Source organism: Sinorhizobium chiapasense (assembly GCF_045277575.1).
GTDB classification, from domain to species: domain Bacteria; phylum Pseudomonadota; class Alphaproteobacteria; order Rhizobiales; family Rhizobiaceae; genus Ensifer; species Ensifer chiapasense_A.
Map to the genome: position 1 here is coordinate 2,238,660 of NZ_CP144205.1, position 11,045 is coordinate 2,249,704.

General features: G+C 62.9%; 11 protein-coding genes and 1 riboswitch. Of the genes, 6 read left to right on the forward strand and 5 right to left on the reverse strand.

From position 1 onward, the window contains the following. Positions 1–131 precede the first annotated feature (131 nt). From QM996_RS10900 to QM996_RS10925, 6 genes are all read left to right on the forward strand, one after another. Positions 132–1,010: a MurR/RpiR family transcriptional regulator gene (locus QM996_RS10900; protein ID WP_500267489.1), complete on the forward strand. Its 879-nt coding sequence runs from the start codon at positions 132–134 to the stop codon at positions 1,008–1,010. 307 nt (positions 1,011–1,317) lie between these two features. Continuing rightward, entirely contained in the window at positions 1,318–2,424 is a 1,107-nt protein-coding gene (locus QM996_RS10905; RefSeq protein ID WP_500267490.1) for an ABC transporter substrate-binding protein, read from the forward strand. Between the two features lie 129 nt (positions 2,425–2,553). After that, positions 2,554–3,435, forward strand: a complete 882-nt coding sequence (locus QM996_RS10910) for an ABC transporter permease (RefSeq protein WP_429806505.1) — start codon at positions 2,554–2,556, stop codon at positions 3,433–3,435. Beyond that, entirely contained in the window at positions 3,432–4,214 is a 783-nt protein-coding gene (locus QM996_RS10915) for an ABC transporter permease (RefSeq protein ID WP_500267491.1), read from the forward strand. The genes QM996_RS10910 and QM996_RS10915 overlap by 4 nt, the downstream gene beginning before the upstream one ends. An 11-nt stretch (positions 4,215–4,225) precedes the next feature. After that, complete coding sequence (locus tag QM996_RS10920) at positions 4,226–5,287, forward strand: ABC transporter ATP-binding protein (RefSeq protein WP_429806502.1); 1,062 nt, start codon at positions 4,226–4,228, stop codon at positions 5,285–5,287. A gap of 123 nt (positions 5,288–5,410) precedes the next feature. Further along, positions 5,411–5,561: riboswitch (FMN riboswitch) on the forward strand. A gap of 91 nt (positions 5,562–5,652) precedes the next feature. Beyond that, entirely contained in the window at positions 5,653–6,126 is a 474-nt protein-coding gene (locus tag QM996_RS10925; protein WP_500267492.1) for a 6,7-dimethyl-8-ribityllumazine synthase, read from the forward strand. A 342-nt stretch (positions 6,127–6,468) separates the two neighbouring features. Here QM996_RS10925 and QM996_RS10930 read toward each other — a convergent pair whose 3' ends face one another. The 5 genes from QM996_RS10930 to QM996_RS10950 form a co-directional block, all read right to left on the reverse strand. Beyond that, on the reverse strand, positions 6,469–7,752 hold the full coding sequence (locus QM996_RS10930) for a low temperature requirement protein A (RefSeq protein ID WP_500267493.1): 1,284 nt from the start codon (positions 7,750–7,752) through the stop codon (positions 6,469–6,471). A 215-nt stretch (positions 7,753–7,967) separates the two neighbouring features. After that, entirely contained in the window at positions 7,968–8,411 is a 444-nt protein-coding gene (gene derI, locus QM996_RS10935) for a D-erythrulose-4-phosphate isomerase (protein WP_483503631.1), read from the reverse strand. A 43-nt stretch (positions 8,412–8,454) separates the two neighbouring features. Next, complete coding sequence (locus tag QM996_RS10940; protein ID WP_500267494.1) at positions 8,455–9,222, reverse strand: triose-phosphate isomerase family protein; 768 nt, start codon at positions 9,220–9,222, stop codon at positions 8,455–8,457. Continuing rightward, the gene (locus tag QM996_RS10945) at positions 9,219–9,998 is read right to left on the reverse strand and encodes a DeoR/GlpR family DNA-binding transcription regulator (protein ID WP_500267495.1); all 780 of its coding nucleotides are present in this window, start codon (positions 9,996–9,998) and stop codon (positions 9,219–9,221) included. Before QM996_RS10945 ends, QM996_RS10940 begins: the two co-directional genes overlap by 4 nt. Positions 9,999–10,098: 100 nt before the next feature. Then, positions 10,099–11,037: a sugar phosphate isomerase/epimerase family protein gene (locus QM996_RS10950; RefSeq protein WP_500267496.1), complete on the reverse strand. Its 939-nt coding sequence runs from the start codon at positions 11,035–11,037 to the stop codon at positions 10,099–10,101. Positions 11,038–11,045: the final 8 nt, after the last annotated feature.

The window sequence follows — 11,045 nt, forward strand, 5'->3', positions numbered from 1 at the left end:
GAATTCTTCAGAGATTGGCGAGTGTCAATCGAAATCTGAAACGATCTCTTCAAAATTGCGATTGACTCCAATTGTGACAGCGATGTTTAATCTGTCACAAACCGGCTCTAGATCGGTTCAGGGGAGACAATTTGACCAGCAAGGCTGCATCCACGACGGTGTCGGATGTGATCACTGCCCACTTCACTGCGCTGACCCGCGCGGAGAAGCAGTTGGCGGAGACGCTTCTCGACAATTATCCCGTCTCGGGGCTCGGTTCGATCACCACGGTCGCCGAGAACGCCGGTGTTTCGACGCCCACCGTCGCGCGCATGGTGCAAAAGCTCGGCTTCCGCGGTTTTCCGGATTTCCAGGCGAGGCTGCACCAGGAACTGGAAGCGACGATTTCCAATCCGATCACCAAGCACGACCGCTGGGCCGCCAATGCGCCCGGCACCCATACGCTCAATCGCTTCGCCGATGCGATCACCAGCAACCTGCGCGAGACGCTGACACAGATCGAGCCGCAGGATTTCGACGAGGCCGCCGCCCTGATCGCCGACCGCAAGCGCAGCATCTATCTGCTCGGCGGACGCATCACCCACGCCCTTGCCGATTATCTCTTCACTCACCTTCAGGTCATCCGGCCGGGCGTCACCGAAATCGCCTCCAATGCCAGCGCCTGGCCGCACTACGTGCTCGACATGCGCCAGGGCGACGTGCTGATTCTCTTCGACATCCGCCGCTACGAACAGGAGATGGTGACGCTCGCCAAATCCGCTCGCGAGCGTGGCGTCGAGATCGTGCTGTTCACCGATCGCTGGACTTCGCCGGTCGCCAAGTCCGCCTCCCGCGTGTTCCGCTCGCATATCGAAGTGCCTTCGGCCTGGGACAGCTCGGTGGTGATCCTGTTCCTGATCGAAGCGCTGATCGAGGCCGTGCAGAGTTCGAACTGGGAGGAAACCCGAGATCGGATGAAGACGCTCGAGGGCCTGTTCGATTCCACCCGCATCTTTCGCAAACCCGTCTAGGAGAGCTCGCCGACCCGTTCACGGAATTTCATCCAGTCATGCGACAGTGGCCCGCCGGATCAAAAAAACAAATGTTCTTCCAACGACATAGGCGGCGCGATCGGAAAAACTGCTGTCACATTACTTTCATCGCATCTCTTTAACAGCCTACTGCATGTCTCCTTAAATCGACCTCGATTTAAGGACGAAGACATGCAGCAAATCAAAGTCCTACAGCGACCTTTGCGCGTCTGATCAGACGCGCGGCGCTGTAGCCGAAATCGACTGAAACCCCGCGAAATTGACTAAACCCATAAGGAGAACACCAGTGATTTCAAAAACCCATCGCCTGCTTTCGCTCTCCACCGCCGTTTTCCTGGCAACGACCGCAATTGCCGCAGCCGAGCCGAGCGCCGAGCTCATCGAAGCCGCCAAGAAGGAAGGCATGCTGACCACGGTCGCCCTGCCCCACGACTGGTGCGGCTACGGCGACGTCATCGCCGCCTTCAAGGCCAAGTATCCGGAAATCCAGGTCAACGAACTGAACCCGGACGCCGGCTCCGCTGACGAAGTCGAGGCCGTCAAGGCCAACAAGGACAACAAGGGCCCGCAGGCGCCTGACGTCGTCGACGTCGGCCTCGCCTTCGGCCCGCAGATGAAGGCCGAAGGTCTGCTGCAACCTTACAAGGTCTCCACCTGGGACGAGATCCCGGACAGCGTCAAGGACGCCGAAGGCTACTGGTACGGCGACTACTACGGCGTGATGTCCTTCCTGGTGAACAAGGACCTCGTCCAGAACGCTCCGAAGGACTGGGCTGACCTGCTGAAGCCGGAATATGCCGGTCAGGTCGCTCTCGCCGGCGATCCGCGCGCCTCGAACCAGGCGATCCTCGGCGTTCTCGCCGCCGGTCTCGCCAAGGGTGCAAAGTCGGGCAAGGAAGCCGGTGAAGCCGGTCTCGGCTACTTCGCCGAACTGAACAAGGCCGGCAACTTCGTTCCTGTTATCGGCAAGTCCGGCACGCTCGCCCAGGGCTCGACCCCGATTGTCGTCGCCTGGGACTACAACGCGCTTGGCTGGGCCAAGACGCTCAACGGCAACCCGCCGACCGAAGTCGTCGTTCCGGCCAGCGGCGTCCTCGCCGGCGTCTACGTCCAGGGCATCTCGGCCTACGCGCCGCACCCGAACGCTGCCAAGCTGTGGATGGAGCACCTCTATTCTGACGAAGGTCAGCTCGGCTGGCTCAAGGGCTTCTGCCACCCGACCCGCTTCAACGCCATGGTCAAGGCCGGCAAAGTTCCGCAGGCGCTGATCGACGCCCTGCCGCCGGCAGCGGCTTACGAAAAGGCCTACTTCCCGACGCTCGAAGAAGTCGACGCCAACAAGGCTGCCGTCACCGGCGGCTGGGATTCCGTCGTCGGCGCGAACGTCCAGTAAGCCTTTCCACAGAGATGTCGCCCCGACCGGTTTTCCGGTCGGGGCACTTACGTTATTCGTAAGGAATTCAACTTCTTAGAACACCAATAACGCCCGCGTCGACAACGCGGCTTCAGGGGCGCGAACGGAATGTCATCTGCTAAACCCGACGCCAGCCCGCCGGCGCGTCGCCTACCGCTTCACTGGCTGGGCATCGTGCCCTTTGCCGCCTTCGTGACACTGTTCCTGATATTGCCGACGATGAAGATCGTGGTCGGCGCCTTTCAGACGGCAGACGGCAGCTTCACGCTTGAGAACATCCGGGGCCTGTTCACGCCCTCGATCCTCGCGGCCTACTGGATCTCCATCAAGATCAGCATCGCCTCGGCGCTTCTCGGCTGCCTGATCGGCTTTGCCATGGCCTCGGCCATTGTCTTCGGCGGCTTGCCGAAGGGCATCCGCGGCCCGCTTCTGACCTTTTCCGGCGTCGCCTCCAACTTTGCCGGCGTGCCGCTCGCCTTCGCCTTTCTCGCGACCCTCGGTCCGGTCGGCATCCTCACCGTCTTCCTGCGCTCGAACTTCGGCTTCGACCTCCGGATGCTCGGCTTCAACCTTCTCTCCTTCTGGGGGCTGACGATCACCTATCTCTTCTTCCAGATCCCGCTGATGATCCTGATCATCACGCCGGCGCTGGACGGGCTGAAGCGCGAATGGCGCGAGGCCGCCGAAATCCTCGGTGCCACCGGCCTGCAATACTGGCGCATGGTCGCCTTCCCGATCCTGCTGCCGTCGCTGCTCGGCACGCTGGCGCTTCTCTTCGCCAATGCCTTCGGCGCGGTCGCGACCGCCATCGCGCTCACCGGCTCGTCGCTGTCGATCGTGCCGATCCTGCTCTTCGCCCAGATCCGCGGCGACGTGCTCGGCAATCCGCATCTCGGCTACGCGCTCGCCTTCGGCATGATCGTCGTCACCGGCATTGCCAACGCGATCTACATCTGGCTCCGCGCCCGCAGCGAAAGGTGGCTGAAATGAAGAAGATCTGGGCCTGGGGGGCCCTCGTTTTCGGCCTCCTCTATTTCACCCTGCCGCTCATCGGCATGACCAACTTCTCGCTGAAGATGCGGCGCGGCGAATATTCCTTCGACGCCTACGGCAAGGTCTTCGGCGATCCACGCTTCCAGGAAACCTTCACCTATTCGGTGATGCAGGCGCTGTTCACCATCGTCTTCGGCGTTCTGCTTGTCGTACCGACCGCCTATTGGGTCCGGCTCAAACTGCCGCGGCTGCGCCCGGTTATCGAGTTCATCACGCTGCTGCCGCTGGTCATTCCGGCGATTGTCATCGTCTTCGGCTACATCCGGCTCTACAACACCTCGAGCTGGCTGCCGCTGACCGGCACGGTCACCGGCACCAACATCCTCCTGATGTTCGGCTATGCCACGCTCGCTTTGCCCTACATGTATCGCGCCGTGGATACCGGGCTTCGGACCATCGACGTCGCGACGCTCACCGAAGCCGCCCAGAGCCTCGGCGCCGGATGGACCACCATTCTGGCAAAGATCATCCTGCCGAACGTGCTCGTCGCTGTGCTTTCAGGCGCCTTCCTGACCTTCGCCATCGTCATCGGCGAATTCACCATGGCGGCGCTGCTCAACCGACCGGCCTTCGGCCCCTACATGCAGCTTCTCGGCGCCAACCGCGCCTATGAGCCTGCAGCACTCGCCGTCATCGCATTCGGCATCACCTGGGGCTGCCTCGGCCTCATCCAGCTCGTTTCGCGCTTCCAGAAAAGCGCGCCCCCCAAGGCCTGAGGACCGCACTCATGAGTTTCCTGTCACTCACCAGCATCAAGAAGTCCTTCGGCCCGGTTCAGGTCGTGCACGATTTCAACATGAACATCGAAAAGGGCGAGTTCGTCTCCTTCCTTGGGCCCTCGGGCTGCGGCAAGACGACGGTTCTGCGTATGATCGCCGGCTTCGAGACACCGACCAGCGGCAAGATCGTCATCAACGGTCGCGACCAGAATTCGCTGAAGCCCAACCAGCGCAATATCGGCATGGTGTTCCAGGCCTATGCGCTGTTTCCCAACATGAACGTGCAAGACAACGTCGCCTTCGGCCTGAAGGTTGCGGGCGTCGACAAGTCGGAGATCGAGGCACGGGTGAAGCAGATGCTCGGGCTGATCAAGCTCGAGCACCTGGCGGACCGCTTCCCCTACCAGCTCTCCGGCGGCCAGCAGCAGCGCGTGGCCCTCGCCCGCGCCATTGCGGTCAAGCCGCAGGTGCTGCTGCTTGACGAGCCGCTTTCGGCGCTCGACGCCAAGATCCGCGTATCGCTGCGCGAGGAAATCCGGCAGATCCAGCAGCAACTCGGCATCACCACCGTCTTCGTCACCCATGACCAGGAAGAGGCCCTGTCGATCTCCGACCGCATCGTCGTCATGAATGCCGGCCGCGCCGACCAGATCGGCACTCCCTTCGAGATCTACAACACGCCGTCGACGCGCTTCGTTGCTTCCTTCGTCGGCACGCTGAACATCATCGAGGGCAAGGTCGCCGATCCGGCTTCCGGATCCGTGACGATCGGCAACCAGCAGGTGGCGCTCAAGGACCCGATTGCCGGCATGAAGGGCGGCGACAGCATCTCGCTGGCGCTGCGTCCCGAAGCGGGCTCGATCGCCGAGGGCGCGAAGGGCGATACCGCCCTTGCCGGCGAGGTCGTCTCGACCAGCTTCCTCGGCTCGGTCATCCGCACGCGGCTGCGCGTCGGCGGCGACGTCATCTCCTTCGACATGTTCAACAATCCGGGCGTCACCCCGCCGGTCTCCGGCGACAACGTCACGCTGCGCTTTGCTGCCAAGGACCTGCTCGTCATTCGCGAGTGAGCGAGCCGGACGTCATCGGAACGATTTCTTCCGGTGACGTCGGTCTCTGGAAAAATCTGTCGTGATTTCCGCTGTTTTCGTCGCGCCCTGCGTTTGACCGCGCACGGCCGCCCTATATAGTCGCGTTGTTCTCAGGGCGGGGCGAAATTCCCCACCGGCGGTAGCGAGGCGAAGCCTCGAAGCCCGCGAGCGCCTTAGGATTTAGCCCTTGGGGTCAGCAGATCCGGTCGAATTCCGGAGCCGACGGTCACAGTCCGGATGGAAGAGAGCAAGCAGGAACGTGGGCCCCGCGACGGGACCCCGCGCGCATGCATGTTCGCCCGACGGGATCATTGGAAACGCCAAACCCTGAAAGGCTTGAGACCATGACCATTCTTTCCCACCCCGCCGCCAAGATCGCGATCGTCCGTGCCCGCTGGCACGCCGATATCGTCGACCGCTGCGTCGATGCCTTCGTCGCGCAGTGGACGAAGCTCGGCGGCTCGGCCGCCGATGTCGAGATCTTCGACGTGCCGGGCGCGCTCGAAATCCCGCTGCATGCGCAGACGCTGGCAAAGACCGGCCGCTACGCCGCAATCCTCGGCACCGCCTTCGTCGTCGACGGCGGCATCTACCGCCATGACTTCGTCGCCGGCACCGTGCTCGACGGCATGATGCGCGTACAGCTCGACACCGACGTACCGGTGCTTTCCGCCGTGCTGACGCCGCACAATTTCCAGGAAAGCGAACCGCTGATCGCCTTCTTCCGCGAGCACTTCGTCGTCAAGGGCACGGAAGCGGCCAATGCCTGCACCCAGATCCTCGACGCCCGCGCCAAGCTGGCGCTGGTCAACGCCTGAGCGCTTGGTGGGTCACTGAAACGTAGTGCACTTGGCTCGCCCCTCATCCGGCCTGCCGGCCACCTTCTCCCCGCCTTGCGGGGAGAAGGACACGCGTGGCACCCTTGCCGCCCAAACTCATCCTTGGTCATCGAGAACGGCATCCACGCGGGGGTCAATCAGGGCTCCGACCCGGCGAAAGAACTCGTCCCCTCTCCCCGCCTGCGGGGAGAGGGTTAGGGTGAGGGGCAAGCGCTCCCGCGGGCTGCCGCAATCAGACCAGTTGAATCAACCTCTGAACCACCTGAATCGAATCGTCAGCTTGAGCGAACAAACCCCTGTTTCGACTCCCAAATATCCGGCCTACCGCGTCGCCTCGCCCTCATGCAGGCTGCGCTCCAGCGCCGCCATGCGGTGCCGGTGCCCTGCCACCTCGTAGCCGACGATGGTGATGACAGGCGCCAGCGTCAGGATGATCAGGCACGCCGCCATGTCGAGCCCGGCCATCGCCGCGGCCACGGAGGCGACCAGCACCAGCGCCGTGCCCACGAGCAGCCAGAGATGCAGCCGGTCCGTCTGCTGCAGCAGATAGGCGTACATCGCGTAGAGCATGCCGATGTAGAATGCGACGGGCACCGCGACCGTCAGCACCGTTGCGACCGAGCCGATGTGCGCCTTGTGCTCGATATAGTAGGCCGCCACATGCAGCCCGGCGCCGGTTGCGACGATCGATGCGAAGATCGGCATGTGGCCATAGCCCCAGACGAAAGACCGCTTGAGGCGGTGGTGGTGCAGAATCTCGGCGCTCGGCAGCAGGAAATAGATCCACCACATGCCGAAGGTGAGCCCCGTGCCCGCGAGGCAGACGAGCGCGACATCGAGGTTCCAGCCCGCGCCCTCGACGACCGCGGAGATCGAGGCAACCGTGCCGACCACCCCTTCCCCGAGCGCGATGATCGCAAGCAAGCCATAGCGCTCGGCGATGTGATGGGCATGCCAGGGCGTTCCGCCATACCGCATCTCGGCGATATAGGGACCGAGCATCTCGATCGCCGTCAGCACGACGACCATGGCAAAGGTCACGGCAAGCGAGAAGTCGAAGAAGATCAGCACGATCCAGCCGAGCTGGGCGGCACTGATCGCCTTCACATAGACCATGCACGCCTCGCGCCGCATCGGATCCTGCCGGCTGGCGCGCAGCCACTGGAAGACCATCGCCACGCGCATGACGACATAGCCGAGCACCATGACGCCATTGTTGAGGTGTTCGCCCTTGTCGATCGACTCGAACATCGGCGGCAGGCCGATCGCCAGGATCAGGACGCCGACCATCTGCACCATGGTGACGCTGCGAAAGATCCAGTCGTCCGTGTCGTAGGCCGAGGCGAACCAACTGAAATTGATCCAGGCCCAGCAGATGGCGAAGGTGGCGAAGCCGAAGCCGATCAGCCCGGCGATGAAGTGGCCCTCGGCGAAGAGATGCGCGAGCTGCGAGGCAGCGAGGCTGAAGGCGATGACGAAAGTCAGATCGAACAAAAGTTCGAGCGTCGTCGCCGTCCTGTGATGTTCGTGCGTGTCGCGGCCCCTCATGCGCGAGACATGGTGGTGCGCGCTTTGCTGCGGCCCGGTCGAGCTTGTTTCAGTCATGCGGCGGCGCCCTTCATTTGACGATCCGCAAGAATGTTCAAATATTTGCCAAAGCTTCGTCAAGACGACGGACAATCCCCGAACATGAAAACGCCCGGCATTGCTGCCGGGCGTCTCGTCACGATGCCTGAGGGAGGATCAACGGGCATCGCGAGATCAGTTAGGCCTTGATATATGTGAGCGGGATGCGGGCGGAAAACCGCACACACTTTTCCTCATCCCGCTCTAGCAGCATCGAGACGATCGATCGCCTCGACGTTGCCGGCCGAGGGCCCGTTCGGGTCGAATTCGGACGCGAGCCAGGTGTCGACGATCGACTTCGCCAGTTCCGGCCCGATGACGCGGGCGCCCATGGTGATGATCTGGGCGTTGTTCGACTTCGCCGCACGCTCGGCCGAATAAGTGTCGTGCGTCAGCGCGGCGCGAATACCCGGCACCTTGTTGGCGGAGATGCAGACGCCGATGCCGGTTCCGCAGAACAGGATGCCTCGATCATGCTTGCCCTCGACGACCTGCTGCGCCAGCTTCTGCGCGAGATCCGCATAGTAGCCGGCCTGGCTGAGGTCCACGACCTCCACGTCGTCCCTGCCCGCAAGATGGGCGGCGATCACATCCAGCAGGGGCTTGCCGGCACTGTCCGCCCCGATTGCAATCTTCATGATTGTTCCTTTCCGTTCTTGAGGAACTGCCACTGCCGAAGGCTCAGATCGCCTTCGAGACACGCTGCAGAATGTCGAGATAGCCCGTGACGTCCCAGGCGGAGCGACCGATGAAGAGGCCGTCGATATGCGCCTCACTGATCAGTTCTTCGCAATTGCCGGGATTGACGCTGCCGCCGTAGAGAACCGGCACGCGCCTGCCGAGCGCCGCTTCCGCCACATCAGCGATGCGCTTGTGGCGCTCGTCGGCATAGTCTGATGTCGCCGGAATGCCGTTGACGCCGATCGCCCAGACGGGCTCGTAGGCAAGCAGGATTGTCGCCTTCTTCGCCTCGCCTTCGAGCAGCGCCAGGGCGCCCTCGACCTGGCGCTTCAGCACCTGATCCGCCTTGCCCGCCTCGCGCTCGGCAAGCGTCTCGCCGATGCAGATCAAGGGTACCAGGCCATGGCGCACGGCGGCCGCCGTCTTCAGGCCGACGGTGCGGTCCGTCTCGCCGAAATGTTCGCGCCGCTCGCTGTGGCCGAGCTCGACCACATCGAGGTTGCAGTCTTTCAGCATCAGCGGCGACACCTCGCCGGTCCAGGCGCCGGCATCGTCCCAATGCATGTTCTGCGCGCCGACCTTGACGCTGGTTGCGGCAAGCCGCGCCTTGACCTCACGCACCGCCGTGAAGGGTGGAATGACGAAGCGCTGGATGCGTTCGTCATGCGCCGCGTCCGCAGCCTTGAGACCGTCGGCGAAGGTCATCGCCTCGGCCAGCGTCTTGTTCATCTTCCAACTGGTGCCGACCCAGAGCCCGGACTTGCTCATGCCTTCTCCTTGCGATTGTCGACCCTGACCAGCCGGATGCCGGCCTCGTCGAGCGGCGCGGCGTGTTCGGCCGCAACTTCAGCGCCGGTGAGCACCGCGTCGAAGGCATCGAGCCCGGTCAGGAAATGGAGCGCCGAGCGCCCGAATTTGTCGTGGTCCACCAGCAGGTATTTGCGCTTGGCCGCCTTCACCATCAGGCGCTTGGCCTGCACCACTTCCTGGTCCTGGTGGAAGGCCGCGGTCCCCTCGATCGCCGAGCTCGAGAGAAAGGCGATGTCGACACGCAGCGACCGCAGCGCCTCGTCGGTAACGATGCCGAAGAAGCCGTTGAACTTCTTGCTGTACTGGCCGCCGAGCGCGATGACGTTGATGCCCGGCGCGCCCGAGAGGCTGGTGATCACGCCGAGATTGTTGGTGATGACCGTCAGCGGGCGAATGTCGCGAATGCAGTCGGCGATCGCGCCCGTCGTCGAGCTGTCGTCGATCAGGATGCTCTGCCCCGGCTCGACCAGCCCGGCCGCATATTCGGCGATCCGCCGCTTTTCGACGGTGGCGATCTTCTCGCGGTAGCGGAAATCGCTTTCGAATTGCGGGCTCGACTGGATCGAGGCGCCGCCATGCACCTTGCGCAGGAGGCCCGCCTGTTCGAGGTCGTCGAGATCGCGATGCACCGTCATCTTACTGACGCCGAAGCGCAGCGACAGGTCTTCGACGGACGCCGCGCCGGCCTCCATCAGCACATCCATGATCGCCTGTCGCCTGTCTTCCGGCTTCATCGTCTCGGCTCCGATTTCACGCAGCCTCGGCCACGCTCACCGTGAGAAGATAACATCTATTTGTGATATTTCAATTTGATTTGCGTTATTTTGTGATCTTTCAGTGTGATTTTTCTGTGCGATTGAAGCCCGTGTCGATGTGGGGCTCCCAATATTCGACCGACTCCCGGATCATCGCGACGACGTTGTGGTCGGTCGGCTCGCGCTCGCGGAAGGAAAGCTCCAGGCAGATCTCGTTGTCGGTGCCGCCGCCGGCCCTGACCGCGCCGATCAGTTTCTCGGGCGTGATGCGGCCGTCCCTGTTGTAGGCGGCGGTAAACGGCCAATGGCCACCCTTGTTCATCGAAGACTGCTTGATGTGGATGATCGGCGAACGCTTGGGGAATGCCCCGGCCCAGGCATAGGGGTCGATATCGTCAGGGTTGTCGGAAGTGACGTCGCCATGGTCGATATCGACCATCATCTTCATCGGGATCGGGAGCTGGGCTTCGGCGAGCCGCCGGTCGAGCGCCCGGCATTGCTCGATCGTGTGGCCGAACTCGCGGCCAACCGACATCGGTTCCCAGAAGACATAGGAGAGACCCGCCGCCTTGCCGTGCTCGGCGACCTCGCGCCAGCAGTCGATGGCGATCCGCATCATCTCCTCGCGCCGCGCCGGATCGTCGTAGTCGCGAAGCGTGAAGATCGCGAATTGCGTGCCCATGCCGGAAGCGCCGAGCTCGGCGGAAATATCGGCAAAGGTCTTGAACCAGTCGACATAGTAGCGTCGCACGTCCGGGTCCGGATGGCCGAAATGGTTGAGCCTGCCATAGGGCCCGGTCATGCCCGAGGTGATCTTCACGCCGGTGCGGTCGAGTGCCCGCCGGAACTGCCGGACGGTCTTGGCGATCGTCGCCGCCGGCCAGCCGGGATTGACGAATTCATGGGTGAGCTGCACGTAGCCGATGCGGATCTTCTTGGCGATCGTGTCGATCAGATCGTCAGGTTCGGCGAAGCGGTTGACCAGCGGATTGGTGTTGAGCGACAGCGTGAAGGCCACGGCTTACT

Excerpts from the sequence above, each read along its gene's own strand:
- QM996_RS10945 (WP_500267495.1), bottom strand. The coding sequence starts at position 9,998 with ATGAAGCCGGAAGACAGGCGACAGGCGATCATGGATGTGCTGATGGAG.
- QM996_RS10915 (WP_500267491.1), top strand. The coding sequence starts at position 3,432 with ATGAAGAAGATCTGGGCCTGGGGGGCCCTCGTTTTCGGCCTCCTCTAT.
- QM996_RS10920 (WP_429806502.1), top strand. The coding sequence starts at position 4,226 with ATGAGTTTCCTGTCACTCACCAGCATCAAGAAGTCCTTCGGCCCGGTT.
- QM996_RS10925 (WP_500267492.1), top strand. The coding sequence starts at position 5,653 with ATGACCATTCTTTCCCACCCCGCCGCCAAGATCGCGATCGTCCGTGCC.
- QM996_RS10910 (WP_429806505.1), top strand. The coding sequence starts at position 2,554 with ATGTCATCTGCTAAACCCGACGCCAGCCCGCCGGCGCGTCGCCTACCG.
- QM996_RS10930 (WP_500267493.1), bottom strand. The coding sequence starts at position 7,752 with ATGACTGAAACAAGCTCGACCGGGCCGCAGCAAAGCGCGCACCACCAT.
- derI (WP_483503631.1), bottom strand. The coding sequence starts at position 8,411 with ATGAAGATTGCAATCGGGGCGGACAGTGCCGGCAAGCCCCTGCTGGAT.
- QM996_RS10940 (WP_500267494.1), bottom strand. The coding sequence starts at position 9,222 with ATGAGCAAGTCCGGGCTCTGGGTCGGCACCAGTTGGAAGATGAACAAG.